Origin of the sequence: Candidatus Symbiopectobacterium sp. 'North America', assembly GCF_015762685.1 — a bacterium.
Taxonomy (GTDB): Bacteria; Pseudomonadota; Gammaproteobacteria; order Enterobacterales; family Enterobacteriaceae; genus Symbiopectobacterium.
Genome location: NZ_PEHF01000074.1, coordinates 21,119 through 35,101 on the forward strand (window position 1 = coordinate 21,119; position 13,983 = coordinate 35,101).

Genomic DNA, 13,983 nt, shown 5'->3' on the forward strand with positions numbered 1-13,983 from the left:
GATTACGCAGTAACGAAGAAAAACAATGAGCAAACGTATTACCGGCGTGTTGACCGCAATCGTCACACCCTTTGACGGTCAGGGTGAATTCAATCCAACAGCATTGCGCGCACAAATTCAGCGCCAAATGCAGTATGGCAACGATATCTTCTGCAACGGTACCAACGGTGAATTCTTCGTACTACACACCGATGAAAAAGTCGCGGTGACCGAAACCTACGTGGATGAAGTGGCAGGTAAGGTGCCGGTGGTAGGCCATATCGATGAAATCTCTACGCGTGAAACCATCAAGCTCGGCAAGCGTATCGCCGCGCTGGGTGTCGATGCGGTTTCGGTTATCACCCCCTATTTTATTCCGCTGAAACAAGAAGAACTGATCGCCCACTACCGCGCGGTGGCGGATGCGTTAACGGTTCCGGTGTTCCTCTACAACATTCCTGCACGTACCGGTAATACGCTTACGCCGGAAACCGTGCGCATTCTCGCCGATCATCCCAACATCATCGGCATCAAGGACAGCGCAGGCAGCTATGAAAGCCTGAATGGCTTCCTGCAAGCCGCCAAAGATATGCCGAACTTTAACGTGCTCAACGGGCCGGATTCATTGATTCATCAGGGCTTCGTCGAAGGCTACTCCGCGTGTATTTCCGGGCTGGCTAACGTGGCACCGGAACCGATCAGCCAAATCTGGCACCGTTTCCACGCCGGTGATATCGACGGTTCCCGTCAGGCACAGGAACAGGTTAGCGAGCTGAGAAAAACGCTGTACGCCATTGCGTTCTCGCCTGCTGCGGTGAAGAAGACACTGACGTTAATGGGCCATGACGTTGGCGTAAGTCGTTACCCCATCCAGTTCTCCGAACAGGATGAAGCGGCTATCCGTCGTATCGTCAGCGCATTTGCATAACAACGTTTATTACCCTGTTTGATAACAACCACCCTGCGACAACAACGACAACGATAGGTCGAAAGATATGAACCATTTTGATCTGACAGATACCCTCATCATCATCATCGGGATGATAGTGTTCTATATCGCGTTCACCTCCTGGCTGACGCTGAAATTACGCAGTAAATCCAGCTCCGAATTCATGGAAGGCTCGCGCGCGCTGCCCGCGTTTATCGTCGGTATTTTGCTGATGACCGAGTTTATCGGCGCAAAATCCACGGTTGGTACGGCGCAGGCCGCGTTTGAAAGTGGCATCGTCGCTTCCTGGTCCGTGATCGGTGCCGCCATCGGCTTCCTGCTGTTCGGCATGATCCTGGTGAAGAAGATCTACAACACCGGTAAAGTCACCATTTCCGGTGCGATCGCCGAGAAGTACGGTACTTCCACCAAAAACATCATTTCGATCATCATGATCTATGCCCTGCTGCTGGTAAACGTGGGTAACTACGTCAGCGGTGCGGCGGCTATCTCCACCGTACTGAAAATCTCTCTGCCGGTGGCAGCCTTGATCACGGCGATCGTCAGTACTTTCTACTTCTACTTCGGTGGGTTGAAAGGCGTGGCGTATGTCACCCTGATCCACAGCGGCGTGAAGTACATCGGTGTGATGATCATCCTGTACGTGGCCCTGAAAATGACCGGCGGTATTACCCCGATGGTTCAGCAGATGCCTGAGTTCTACTGGACCTGGGATGGCAACATCGGCGCGAGTACTATCTTCGCTTGGTTAATCGGTACTATCGGCTCGATTTTCTGTACCCAGTTCGTGATTCAGGCGATTTCCGCGACCAAAGATGCGGCATCCGCCAAACGCGCTACCTGGATTGCCTTCCTGTTCTGTATGCCGATTGCACTGGCTATCGCCGTGATCGGTGTGGCCGCGAAATTCGTTCACCCGGAAATCAAGAGCCTGTATGCACTGCCGGTGTTCCTGCAAGACATGAACCCGTGGGTGGCAGGCCTGGTTACCACCTCGCTGGTGGCGTCCATCTTTATCAGCGTGAGTACCGTAGCACTGGCAATTGCTTCTCTGATCGTAAAAGACTTCTACGTACCGTACTACAACCCGACGCAGGAAAAAGAGATGAAGATGACGCGCGTATTCTCGCTCATCATCGGTTTCCTGCCGCTGATCTTCGTGCTGCTGGTGCCTGAAGTGCTGAAGCTGTCGTTCTTTACCCGTGCGATTCGTCTGTCCATCTCTGTGGTTGCCATGATTGCCTTCTACCTGCCGTTCTTTAACAGCGCTCGCGGTGCCAATGCCAGCCTGATTGCTGCCTGCGTGGTGACATCGGTATGGTATGTGATGGGTAACCCGTTCGGCATCGATAACATGTATGTTGCACTGGCAACCCCAGCCATCGTGATGTGTCTGGATCGTCTGATTCCGAACAAGAACGCACCACGGCCAGAAAAGAAAACATCCGTTACTCAAACAGGAGCCTAATTCGTCATGACGACTGAAACCATCACCGTAGAACGTACCAGCGTGATTCATCAGGCCGAAGGGGATGCCCAGCGCATTGATGCCTATCTGCCTTCCGTCTGCCCGCAAAACCACGCGGCCAACCTGCTGCATTTGCCGAATGGCGATGTGCTGTGCGTCTGGTTCGGCGGCACTCAGGAAGGGATTGCGGATATCTCGATTTATCAGTCGCGTCTGACTAACGGCAGAGCGCAGTGGTCACAAGCGGTTAAGTTATCAGAAGATGCCACGCGCTCCGAGCAGAACCCGGTCCTGTTTCTGGCACCAGACGGCGTGCTATGGCTGCTGTATACCGCGCAAAAATCTGGTAATCAGGACACCGCCATTGTGCGTTATCGCCAGTCCACCGACCTGGGCTATACCTGGGGGGGGAATCGGTACACTATTGGATCAGCCGGGTACCTTTATCCGCCAGCCGATCACCGTACTGCCGAACGGTGACTGGCTGCTGCCAGTGTTATATTGCCGCGTAGAGCCCGGTGAGAAATGGGTGGGTAACAACGATGACAGCGCAGTAAAAATTTCCAGCGACCAGGGTAAAACCTGGCAGGAATACCCGGTGCCGAACAGCACGTGCTGAGTCCACATGAACATCACGCCGCTGGCGGATGGTTCACTGCTGGCGCTGTTCCGCAGCCGCTGGGCTGACTTTATCTATCGTAGCCACTCTACGGATGGCGGCAAAACCTGGTCGGTGCCCGTGCCCACCACGTTGCCGAACAATAACTCCTCCATTCAGGTGACGACGCTGCAAAACGGCCATCTGGCGCTGGTGTTCAACCACATGAGCGCCGCCGATGCCACCGAGCGCCGCGTGTCGTTGTATGACGAAATCGAAGATGAAGACGGCGGCAATGACGCCAAGATGCCGGAAATCACCGAAGGGCGCAGCGCCTTCTGGGGTGCACCGCGCGCTCCTATGACACTGGCTATTTCGGAAGATGACGGCAAGACCTGGCCGTGGCAGCGTAATATCGAAGTGGGCGACGGCTATTGCATGACCAACAACTCGCAGCAGAAGCTGAACCGAGAGTTCTCCTATCCCAGCATCAAGCAGGGACCGGAAGGTAAATTGCATGTGGCCTTCACCTATTTCCGTCAGGCCATCAAGTACGTGTGTGTCGATGAGGCATGGGTAAAAGGTTGATACACCGAGAGACACTGCGTTTGCAGTGTCTCTTATTATCAGGAGCTACACCATGATTGCAGGCAATTTGCAGCATCTGCCGTTGGCAACGCTGCCCGCGCCGCTGTTAGCGATTCTCTCCTCACCCGGCATGACGTTGGATGAACTGAACGCCAAGCCGGAAGGAAAATATCAACCGGCAGGGGCAGACTGGTTTTACAGTATTGGCACAGTATCTACCACACCGCAGGCAGAACGTCATACCGAGTTCCACCACAACTTTCTGGATATTCAGTTGATTCTGGCCGGGGAAGAGATCATCGGTTATGGGCTGAACATCGTGATTGGTCAACCCGCAACTGAACGTAAGCCGGATCTCTATATTTTAGACAACCCGCGGGTGCCGCATCAGATCCACTTGCGCACCGGAGATTTTGTCACGTTCTACCCCGGAGAACCGCATCAGGCGCTGTGCGCGATAGGCGATATTCCCGCACCGGTAAAAAAAGCGGTGTTTAAAGTGCCCGTCAGCTATTTTACCCCGTTGTAACCCTGACGAGTCTTGATACAGGAGAGCACCTTATGGCTGTAAGCGAACGCAAACATGCGCTGATCACCGGCACCAGCTCCGGCATTGGAGCCGCCATTGCCCAAACGCTGTTGGAGCAGGGATGGAAAGTGACGAGGCTGTCGCGTCAACCCGGCGCGCTCACGCATCCGCAATTTACCCATCAAGCGCTGGACGTTACCGATCTCGATGCGCTGCAAGGTTATCTTGCGCACATCACTCAGGTCGATGCCGTGATTCACGCCGCAGGTATGATGAAAGCGGCCCCTTTGGGTCAACTCAACGTGGCTGACAGCGAAAAGCTGTGGCGCTTGCATGTACAGGTTGCTGAAGTGCTGGCCGATAGGCTGGTCGATAAATTGCCGATCGGTGGACGCATCATTCTGTTGGGCAGCCGAACCTCCAGCGGTGCGGCAGGACGCAGTCAGTATGTCACAACCAAATCGGTCATGATCGGTATAGTTAGGAGTTGGGCCGCAGAATTGGCACCGCGCGGTATCACGGTCAATATCGTAGCGCCGGGAGCCACTGAAACCCCGATGCTAAACCAGCCCGACAGACAGAGCTCACCACCCAAATTGCCCCCAATCGGGCGTTTTATCCAGCCGCAGGAAGTGGCCGATCTGGTGTGCTATCTGCTCTCGCTGTCTGCGGCTGCCATCACTGGCCAGCAGTTGGTGATATGCGGTGGCGCATCGTTGTAGTTTCTCAACACCTACCAACCTGATTGCCGCCCCTCACAGGCTCCTCGCGGGATAACCAGTGGAGGGCGCAAACTCCGTAGCACCCTATTGCTTATTCTGCATATGGTTAGCAAATATACTTTATTGTTTTGTCCGTTATATCGCCCGATAGTGCTTCCATCTCGTCATCTCCCCTGAGCATTGCCGTTTGCTGCATGTTTTGATATGCGGCGCGGTAATGGTTTGGCAATAGCATTGCAACACGTTCGCGTTATGTCTGAATTACCGCTTTCCTCGCAAGATAAACCAGAGCCCACAATACGTTTGGCCGTTGATGTCGGTGGCACCTTTACCGATGTGGTATTGCTCGATGGTGAACAACGTTACACGTCAAAAACCCTGACTACCCCCACTGAACCGGAGCAAGGCGTGCTGCAAGGTATCGAAGAGAACCTGAAGCTCGCAGGCCAGACGCTGCACGATGTGGAGCTGTTGATCCTCGGCACCACGCTTGCCACCAATGCGCTGATAGAGCGCAAAGGGGCACGCACGGCATTGATCACCACCCAGGGGTTTCGCGATCTGGTCTAAATCGGTCTGGAAGACCGCTTCGCACAGTACGATGTTTTCCTGCAAAAACCTGCCACGCTATTGGCGCTTTGGCGTCACCGAACGCATCAACGCGCAGGGAGACGTGCTGCTACCGCTCAATGAAGACGACGTGAGGCGCATTGCGCAAACGCTGCGCGAGGAAGATATCGACAACGTTCCGTGGTACTGCTGCACAGCTATCGCAACCCGCAGCATGAACAGCGCATTGCCGAGATCCTGCAACAAGAATTACCTCACCTCGCAGTGTCGCTTTCCAGCGTGGTGTGCCCGGAAATTCGTGAATACGAACGGCTCTCTACGACCTGCGCGAACGCTTACGTGCAACCACAGGTAGCAGGCTATCTGTCACGTCTAGAACAGTTGTTGACCACGCGCGGGTTGCACATCCCGCTATTTCTGATGACCTCCGGCGGCGGGATCACCACACTGCAAACCGGCATCGAGCAGCCGGTACGTCTGGTGGAGTCCGGCCCGGCGGGTGGCGCTATTCTGGCCCAGCGCGTGGCCGCAGAGTTGGGCGAAACCCGAGCGCTGTAGTTTGATATGGGCGACACCACGGCGAAAATCTGCTTTATCGATGATTATCAGCCGCAAATTTCCCGAAACTTCGAATTTGGCCGCGTGCACCGTTACCAAAAAGGATCAGGACTGCCGATCCGCATTCCGGTGATCGAAATGGTGGAGATCGGCGCAAGCGGCGGATCGATCGCCCGCGTGGATACCCTGCAACGCATTCAGGTGGGGCCAGACAGTGCCGGTTCTGAACCGGGGCCGGTCAGCTATGGATTAGGCGGCACGCAGGCCACGGTAACCGATGCCAATGCAGTACTGGGCCGGCTGGACCCCGCGCGCTTCGCCCGCGGTAAAGTGGCCTTAAATATTGAAGCCGCACAGCAGGCGCTCACCGCGCAGATCGGTGCACCGCTTGGCTACTCCGCCCAGCTGGCGGCACTCTCTGTCGCGGAGATCGTGGCAGAGAATATGGCTAACGCGGCACGCGTGCATGCCAGCGAACAGGGCAAACACGTTGAGCACTATACCCTTATCGCCTTTGGCGGTGCCGCACCGCTTCAGGCGGCACGGTTGGCACGCAAGCTGGGTATTAACCGCGTCGTGATCCCTCGCTCTGCTGGTGTCGGCTCGGCACTGGGCTTTCTATGGGCCCCCATCGCCTATCAGGCCGTGCACAGTTTCTATCAACGGCTGGATGGTGTGAACCACGATGAGGTTAACGCTCTGCTGGCCGGATTAACCGAACAAGCGATTGCCACCGTTCGTCAGGCTGCGCCGCAGGGGGATATTCAGGTACAGCGCATTGTCTATCTGCGTTATTCCGGCCAAAGGCATGAAGTCCCTATCGAACTGCCGGACAGTGCCGTGCAGGCGCAGCAAACCGTCCACCTACTGCAAACGCGTTTCGCACAGCGCTATCGCGAGCTGTATGGCCGCAGTCTCGACCATGTACCGGTGGAGGCCATCAGTTGGTCGGTTACCGCCTCGACTCATGACGATCTTGCCCCGGCTACCGCTCTCTGGACGCCAAGCAACACGCATACCGCCGCCTCATCACCACATCAGCGTCAGGTGTATCAGATTGAGGAAAACGCCTTCACCGCCACACCGCGTCATGAGCGTACTGCGTTAACACAAGAGCAATACGTATCCGGCACGGCGCTGGTGGTGGAAGAGGAAACCACTACCGTGGTGGACAGCGTTTTCCGCCCACCTTAGCCCGCAGGGTCATCTGATTCTTGAGCTTGGCAGCGAGAATTTTCATCATGAGTAACCTAACCTCTGCATCCGCACCGGTAACAGCATTGCAGTATCAGGTGATGTGGAACCAACTGATTTCCGTGGTGGTGGAGCAGGCGCAAGCGCTGATCCGCACCGCATTTGGCACCTCAACCCGAGAAGCCGGTGATTTGTCCGCCGGGGTCTTTTTGCCGGATGGGCGCATGATCGCGCAGGCGATTACCGGCACACCGGGCCACGTCAATTCGATAGCGGAATCGGTCAAACACTTCCTGCGCGCGTTTCCGTTAGAACAGATGCGTCCGGGCGATGTGTTTTTAACCAACGATCCCTGGAAGGGCACCGGCCATCTATACGATATGACGATGGTGACGCCGGTATTTCGTCAGGAACAGGCGGTTGGTCTGTTCGCCTCCACGCTGCACGTCGCGGATATCGGTGGCTTAGGCCCAGGACCGGATGGTCAGTTGATCTATCACGAAGGGTTGTTTTTGCCGCTGCTGCGCTTTATCGATGGCGGCCAGATCAATCAGGTGGTGCTGGATATTATTCGTGCCAACGTGCGTGAACCGGAGCAGGTCGAAGGCGATTTGCTGGCGCTGGTGGCCTGTAACGACGTCGGTGCCCACTTCCTCAACCGCATGATGGATGAATTTGCCCTCGATTCGCTGGTGCCGGTAGGCGAGCATATTTTACAGCACTCCGAACAGGCGATGCGTGATGCGGTGCGTCAGTGGCCACAAGGAAGCTGGAGCAATGAACTGCTGGTGGATGGTTATGATGCGCCGATCCGCATTCGCGCCACGTTACACATTCGCGACGGCGACATTGAGGTCGATTTTACCGGCACCGATCCCTATGTTCCACAAGGCATTAATGTGGTGAAAGCCTACACCGATGCTTATACCTCGTTTGGCATTCTCTGCCTGATTGGTGCCTATATTCCTAACAATGCCGGATCGTTAGGCGTGATTCGCGTTAGCACCCCGGAGGGTTCTATCGTCAATGTCCCCTACCCTGCGGCAGTGGCCGCGCGTCACATTATCGGCCAGTTATTGCCAGATGTGGTGTTTGGTTGCCTGCGTCAGGCGCGCCCCGGCGCGGTGCCTGCCGAAGGTTCATCATCGCTGTGGAACATCCGCCTGTCAGGCGGCCACCCGATTGCGGGCTATTCCAATGAGCGATTAGTCAACGAACAGCGCTTTACCATCACCAGCTTTTCCACCGGTGGCACCGGTGATCGCCCGACGCTGGATGGGCTTTCCACCACCTCGTTCCCCAGCGGCGTGCGCAATATCTCCATCGAAATTCTGGAAACATGAGTCCGCTGGTGTTCTGGCGTAAAGAGTAACGACCGGATTCCGGCGGCGCAGGCCGCCAGCGCGGAGGGTTGGGACAAGTCATCGAAATCTCCCATGGGCAGCAGGCGCCGATGTTACTGGGTGCAGCGTGGGATCGCATCGTTTATCCCGCCCGTGGCGCAGAAGGCGGTGCGGACGGCGCACCGGGCAGAGTGAGTCTGGCCTCCGGCGCGTTGTTGAAAGGTAAAGGCCGACAGGCGATCCCACCGGGTGAACATCTGGTGGTAGAAACGCCGGGCGGCGGCGGTTTGGGCGACGCGCGCGAGCGTTCTGCGCACGCTATCGCCCAGGATGTTCGTAGCGGATTGGTCAGCGCACAAGCTGCCAGCCGCGATTACCACTACGGTGATGAAAACAAATAACGACAACGCATGACAAGGTTGAGGTGCTTATGAATTGGTTAGACTTGCATTTAGGGAAAAAGCGTCAACAGCGTCCGGTAAAGCTGGCGGCAACGCTGGCACTGTACGCTCTGTTAGCCACCAGCGGTGCTACCGTATACGCGCAAACGCGGAACCACAGCGCAGTGGCACGCTGAATACCGTCTTGAACGCCGAACCGCCTACGTTGGTGGCACTGTCCACCATTGCTACGCCAAGCCTGAGTGTGAGCGGCAAGGTGACGGAAGGGTTGCTAAAATACGATTTCGACCTCAATCCACAGCCGCAGTTGGCTACGGCCTGGTAGGTCAGTCCCGATGGTAAAACCTATACCTTTCATCTGCGCAAGGGCGTGAAATGGCATGATGGGCAGGATTTCACCTCGGCGGATGTGGCCTATTCGATAGAATTGCTCAAGAAATACCACCCGCGCAGCGCCAGCACCTTCGCCAGCGTCACTGAAGTGAAAACACCAGATGCCAACACGGCGGTGATTGAGCTGTCGCAGCCTGCGCCTTATCTGTTACGCGCGCTGACCGCAGCAGAATCGCCGATATTGCCCAAGCACATCTACGAGAATACCGATCCGCTTAAAAACCCGAACGGAAGCGCGCCGATCGGCACCGGCCCCTATCTGTTTAGTCAGTGGGAACGCGGTAGCCATCTGATCCTCAAGCGCAACCCTAACTATTGGGACAAAGAAAAGCCGTATGTTGATCAGATTGTGATCCGCTTTATTCCTGACGCCTCATCGCGATCGGTTGCCTTTGAAACCGGCACCGTGGATCTGGGCTATCGCTCCCCGGTGGCGCTCAGCGATCTGGATCCCCTGAAGGCGATACCAAAACTGGCGTTTGAAACCAAAGGCACCAGCTATTCCTATAACGTCTTCTCACTTCAGTTCCATCTGGATGATGAGCATTTCAAGAACCTGAAAGTGCGTCAGGCCATTACGCATACGTTAGACAGAGAACTGATTCGCAAAGTGGCTTATTACGGCTATGCCACGGTGACCACCTCGCCCATCGCGGCAGGGTTAAAGGATTTCCACGATCCGTCCCCCTAGCCCTATGCGCTGGATATCAAACGCGCCAATCAACTGCTGGATGAGGTGGGCTATCCGCGTGATGCCAAGGGCATCCGTTTTAAAACCACGCTGGATTACAACCCGATATCTGAAGGCTTGAAACCCACCGGGGAGATTGTTCGCTCGTCTGTGGCAAAGATCGGTATTGACGTCACGCTGCGCTCACAGGATTTATCCGCCTTTGTGAAACGTGTTTATACCGATCGCGATTTCTCATTCACGTTAAACGAGCACAGTAATCTGTTCGATCCCACGGTAGGCGTACAGCGCATTTACTGGTCGAAAAATTTCCGCAAAGGGGTGCCTTTCTCCAATGCGTCTCACTACCAGAATGCCGAGGTCAATCGTTTGTTGGAAGACGCACAAACCGAAAACGATCCGGCAGTGCGTAAGCAAAAGTTTATTGAATTTCAGAAAATCGTCGGACGTGAGCTGCCGGATATCAGCTTGGTTTCACCGCAGTACATCACGATTTACAATCGGCGCGTACACAATCACTCGCTCACGGCGGATGGCATTGAAAACACCCTGTCTGACGTCTGGGTGGAAGCGCAAAAGTAACAGAACAAAGGTCACGTGCTCCAGGCCGTTTGCAGAGCGCATTGCCTGGAGGAAGCGTTTCAAGCGAACAGCGCCTGCGTTTATCAACGCAGGCGTTTGATTATCGAGGGTGTTGCACAAATTCCCGGTACTTGGCTGCCAGCGCTAAAAAGTCATCCACCCCACACAGAGCCAGACTCTCTTCATCGTAATAGCTCATGCCCTCTTCCATCTCATCCATGGCGAAGGAGAGCTGATTAGCGCGAATGAGCACCTCTTCGCTGTCCAGCAACAGGGTATATTCGTGCCCGACTTTTTGCAATTGACGCTCACTGCCAGCTACATCGCGCGCCGCTTGTTCTACCTCATCAAGCAGAGCAAGCTGCTCTTTGACTTCTTCATTAAACCAGTGGCCAACGGCTTCGTGCCCCATTGACATACGCACAATAACCTGGCCTGAGACATCCCGCAAAAATTCATAATCCATGACGCCATCCTCCCACGGTAGTGCTTACTATCAAGTGTAGCGGGCTACACTGCATCTCACAGTGATAGCCTGCAAATATTGCAAGGTCGCGCAGCGCGGCGGGGATGATACCCGCTATTGAGACAAAACGCGCACGTTTCTCTGGAAGAAACCAACAATAAATACTGTGACAATAAGCCAGCCGCTTGCCCCGGCTGAAAAAAGAGATGCTTTACACTCGCCAGACACGGAATACGGCATGGAGCACAATATGGATATACCTGGCGTAGCAGCGGGCGGCGTCTCCCCGAGGGACGATCGTATTTATGAGGATTCAAAGGGAAGGCCGGTTGGCATAGCCGCGATGTTAAACCGTATCACCAACACTCTTGAGCGCCCTAAGATGACACCGTCAATGACACCGGAGGATAAACGCATGCTGGACACGCTGTTTAAGCGTTGCATCGGCCATGCAGAGGCCTACCTGCGTGCTCAACAGCGATCGGCCAAAAAAAAGAGCCCATATCATCATGGGCTCTTGTCTTATTCATCACACATAGAAACTAGACAGCGCTTTGGAAAATCACCCCGTCCGCTTTCGCCGTATACTGATCCAGCCGATCGAAATTCAGGTAGCGATAAGTATCCTGCGCGGTTTTATCCACCTGAGCCATCGCAGCAAGATATTCATCAGGCGTCGGCAGTTTGCCCAGCAGTGATGCCACCGCTGCCAGCTCCGCAGACGCCAGATAGACATTAGCGCCAGTACCCAAGCGGTTCGGGAAGTTACGGGTAGAAGTCGACACCACCGTTGCACCATCATCTACGCGCGCCTGGTTGCCCATGCACAAGGAGCAGCCAGGGATCTCGACGCGCGCGCCGCTCTTACCAAACACGCTGTAATAGCCCTCTTCTGTCAGTTGCGCGGCGTCCATCTTGGTCGGCGGCGCAACCCACAGGCGCTTCGGCAGTTGGCCTTTATGCTGATCCAGCAGTTTACCCGCCGCACGGAAGTGGCCGATGTTGGTCATGCAGGAGCCGAGAAACACTTCATCAATCTTCTCACCCTGCACATCCGACAGCCAGCGCGCATCGTCCGGATCGTTCGGCGCACACAAGATTGGCTCGTTGATGTCCGCCAGATCGATATCGATCACTGCGACGTATTCCGCATCGGGATCGGCTTCCATCAGTTGCGGATCGGCTAGCCATTTTTCCATGCCCTGCACGCGACGCTCCAGCGTACGACGATCGCCGTAGCCTTCGGCGATCATCCACTTGAGCAGCACGATGTTAGAGTTCAGGTACTCGATAATCGGGGCTTTATCCAGCTTGATGGTACACCCAGCGGCAGAACGCTCTGCTGAGGCATCGGTCAGTTCAAATGCCTGCTCCACTTTCAGATCGGGCAACCCTTCGATTTCCAGAATGCGGCCAGAGAAGATGTTCTTCTTGCCTTTCTTCTCAACGGTCAACAAGCCCTGTTTGATGGCATACATCGGGATGGCATGCACCAGATCGTGCAGAGTAATCCCCGGTTGCATCTTGCCTTTGAAGCGCACCAGCACCGACTCCGGCATGTCCAGCGGCATCACGCTCGTGGCAGCAGCAAACGCCACCAGTCCGGAGCCTGCCGGGAAGGAGATACCGATCGGGAAACGGGTATGGGAGTCACCGCCGGTGCCTACGGTATCCGGCAGCAGCATGCGGTTGAGCCAGGAGTGGATAACGCCATCCCCTGGACGCAGGGAAACACCGCCACGGTTCATGATAAAGTCCGGCAGCGTGTGATGCGTGGTGACGTCAACCGGCTTCGGATAGGCGGCCGTGTGACAGAACGACTGCATCACCAGGTCAGCGGAGAAGACAAGGCAGGCCAGATCTTTCAGTTCGTCACGGGTCATCGGACCGGTGGTGTCCTGAGAACCGACAGAGGTCATCTTGGGTTCACAATACTGATCCGGACGAATCCCGGCAACGCCACAGGCGCGGCCTACCATCTTCTGCGCCAGCGAGAAGCCGCGCGTACTCTGCGCCACATCTTTCGCCTGACGGAAGACATCGCTCACCGGAAGGCCCAGCGCTTCACGCGCTTTGGTGGTCAGACTGCGACCAATGATCAGCGGAATACGACCGCCCGCACGCACTTCATCGAGCAGTACGTCGGTTTTCAATGCAAACGTTGCCAGCACGGTATCGCTGTCGTGCAGGCGAACTTCACCTTTGTAGGGGTAGATGTCGATCACATCGCCCATGTTTAATTCGTTCACATCGACTTCGATCGGCAACGCACCCGCATCTTCCATTGTATTGAAGAAGATAGGAGCAATTTTGCCGCCCAGCACTACACCACCACCGCGCTTGTTCGGCACGAGCGGGATGTCTTCCCCCATAAACCACAGCACCGAGTTGGTGGCGGATTTACGCGAAGAACCGGTTCCCACCACGTCACTCACGTAGGCCAGCGGGTATCCTTTCTGACTGAGCGCTTCGATCTGTTTGATCGGGCCAACTGCACCAGGTTGATCCGGCGTAATGCCATCGCGGGCGTTTTTCAACATCGCCAACGCATGCAGCGGAATATCAGGGCGAGACCAGGCATCGGGTGCTGGATAGCGGTCATCGGTATTGGTTTCACCGGTGACTTTGAAAACGGTGACGGTAATTTTCTCCGCCAGTTTAGGACGAGACAGGAACCATTCGGCATCAGCCCAGGATTGCACCACGCGTTTGGCATGTACGTTACCAGCTTTGGCCTTCTCTTCCACATCGTAGAAGTTATCGAACATCAGCAGTGTATGCGACAGTGCATCGGCAGCGATGGGAGCCAGTGCCTCATTGTCCAGCGCTTCAATCAGCGGATGAATGTTGTAACCGCCTTGCATGGTGCCAAGCAGTTCAAAGGCTTTTGTTGCACTCGAACCCATTCGGCTAGCCTACCCTCATGATGACCCTGCCTCATCATGAAAGAAC

General features: G+C 55.4%; 11 protein-coding genes and 4 pseudogenes. 13 read left to right on the forward strand and 2 right to left on the reverse strand.

What is annotated here, in order from left to right; translation table 11 throughout:
* The first annotated feature begins 25 nt into the window (after positions 1 to 25).
* From CS369_RS15675 to CS369_RS15710, 13 genes and pseudogenes are all read left to right on the forward strand, one after another.
* A complete protein-coding gene (locus CS369_RS15675) occupies positions 26 to 907 on the forward strand; it encodes a dihydrodipicolinate synthase family protein (protein ID WP_196907833.1) in 882 nt (293 codons plus the stop codon).
* Between the two features lie 67 nt (positions 908 to 974).
* On the forward strand, positions 975 to 2,396 hold the full coding sequence (locus CS369_RS15680; RefSeq protein WP_196907834.1) for a sodium:solute symporter family protein: 1,422 nt from the start codon (positions 975 to 977) through the stop codon (positions 2,394 to 2,396).
* A gap of 6 nt (positions 2,397 to 2,402) precedes the next feature.
* Positions 2,403 to 3,582, forward strand: a pseudogene (locus tag CS369_RS15685) (exo-alpha-sialidase).
* 52 nt (positions 3,583 to 3,634) lie between these two features.
* A complete protein-coding gene (locus tag CS369_RS15690) occupies positions 3,635 to 4,111 on the forward strand; it encodes a YhcH/YjgK/YiaL family protein (RefSeq protein WP_196907835.1) in 477 nt (158 codons plus the stop codon).
* A 32-nt stretch (positions 4,112 to 4,143) separates the two neighbouring features.
* Positions 4,144 to 4,833, forward strand: coding sequence for an SDR family NAD(P)-dependent oxidoreductase (locus tag CS369_RS15695; RefSeq protein ID WP_196907836.1), 690 nt, complete (start codon positions 4,144 to 4,146; stop codon positions 4,831 to 4,833).
* A gap of 252 nt (positions 4,834 to 5,085) precedes the next feature.
* Positions 5,086 to 5,403 (forward strand): hydantoinase/oxoprolinase N-terminal domain-containing protein, encoded by a 318-nt coding sequence (locus tag CS369_RS23880; RefSeq protein ID WP_244665048.1) that lies wholly within the window; start codon positions 5,086 to 5,088, stop codon positions 5,401 to 5,403.
* 31 nt (positions 5,404 to 5,434) lie between these two features.
* Positions 5,435 to 5,758 (forward strand): hypothetical protein, encoded by a 324-nt coding sequence (locus CS369_RS25260; protein ID WP_374191071.1) that lies wholly within the window; start codon positions 5,435 to 5,437, stop codon positions 5,756 to 5,758.
* Positions 5,743 to 7,155, forward strand: a pseudogene (locus CS369_RS15700) (hydantoinase/oxoprolinase family protein). The gene CS369_RS25260 and the pseudogene CS369_RS15700 overlap by 16 nt, the downstream one beginning before the upstream one ends.
* Positions 7,156 to 7,202: 47 nt before the next feature.
* The gene (locus tag CS369_RS15705; protein ID WP_280514805.1) at positions 7,203 to 8,498 is read left to right on the forward strand and encodes a hydantoinase B/oxoprolinase family protein; all 1,296 of its coding nucleotides are present in this window, start codon (positions 7,203 to 7,205) and stop codon (positions 8,496 to 8,498) included.
* A gap of 68 nt (positions 8,499 to 8,566) precedes the next feature.
* Complete coding sequence (locus tag CS369_RS24665; protein ID WP_280514806.1) at positions 8,567 to 8,899, forward strand: hydantoinase B/oxoprolinase family protein; 333 nt, start codon at positions 8,567 to 8,569, stop codon at positions 8,897 to 8,899.
* 29 nt (positions 8,900 to 8,928) lie between these two features.
* A complete protein-coding gene (locus CS369_RS23885) occupies positions 8,929 to 9,075 on the forward strand; it encodes a hypothetical protein (RefSeq protein ID WP_244665049.1) in 147 nt (48 codons plus the stop codon).
* Positions 9,076 to 9,083: 8 nt separating this feature from the next.
* Positions 9,084 to 9,224, forward strand: a complete 141-nt coding sequence (locus CS369_RS23890; RefSeq protein ID WP_244665050.1) for a hypothetical protein — start codon at positions 9,084 to 9,086, stop codon at positions 9,222 to 9,224.
* A gap of 45 nt (positions 9,225 to 9,269) precedes the next feature.
* Positions 9,270 to 10,565: pseudogene (locus CS369_RS15710) on the forward strand (ABC transporter substrate-binding protein).
* A gap of 100 nt (positions 10,566 to 10,665) precedes the next feature.
* Here the strand turns inward: CS369_RS15710 and yacL are convergent.
* Both yacL and acnB read right to left on the reverse strand, forming a co-directional pair.
* Positions 10,666 to 11,031, reverse strand: a complete 366-nt coding sequence (yacL, locus tag CS369_RS15715) for a protein YacL (RefSeq protein ID WP_196907837.1) — start codon at positions 11,029 to 11,031, stop codon at positions 10,666 to 10,668.
* Positions 11,032 to 11,573: 542 nt separating this feature from the next.
* Positions 11,574 to 13,919 (reverse strand): annotated as a pseudogene (acnB, locus tag CS369_RS15720) (bifunctional aconitate hydratase 2/2-methylisocitrate dehydratase); the annotation flags it as partial.
* Positions 13,920 to 13,983: the final 64 nt, after the last annotated feature.

What these genes read in the sequence shown, in the direction of transcription:
- CS369_RS15675 (WP_196907833.1), top strand. Translation starts at nt 26, where the DNA reads ATGAGCAAACGTATTACCGGCGTGTTGACCGCAATCGTCACACCCTTT.
- CS369_RS15680 (WP_196907834.1), top strand. Translation starts at nt 975, where the DNA reads ATGAACCATTTTGATCTGACAGATACCCTCATCATCATCATCGGGATG.
- CS369_RS15690 (WP_196907835.1), top strand. Translation starts at nt 3,635, where the DNA reads ATGATTGCAGGCAATTTGCAGCATCTGCCGTTGGCAACGCTGCCCGCG.
- CS369_RS15695 (WP_196907836.1), top strand. Translation starts at nt 4,144, where the DNA reads ATGGCTGTAAGCGAACGCAAACATGCGCTGATCACCGGCACCAGCTCC.
- CS369_RS23880 (WP_244665048.1), top strand. Translation starts at nt 5,086, where the DNA reads ATGTCTGAATTACCGCTTTCCTCGCAAGATAAACCAGAGCCCACAATA.
- CS369_RS25260 (WP_374191071.1), top strand. Translation starts at nt 5,435, where the DNA reads ATGTTTTCCTGCAAAAACCTGCCACGCTATTGGCGCTTTGGCGTCACC.
- CS369_RS15705 (WP_280514805.1), top strand. Translation starts at nt 7,203, where the DNA reads ATGAGTAACCTAACCTCTGCATCCGCACCGGTAACAGCATTGCAGTAT.
- CS369_RS23885 (WP_244665049.1), top strand. Translation starts at nt 8,929, where the DNA reads ATGAATTGGTTAGACTTGCATTTAGGGAAAAAGCGTCAACAGCGTCCG.
- yacL (WP_196907837.1), bottom strand. Translation starts at nt 11,031, where the DNA reads ATGGATTATGAATTTTTGCGGGATGTCTCAGGCCAGGTTATTGTGCGT.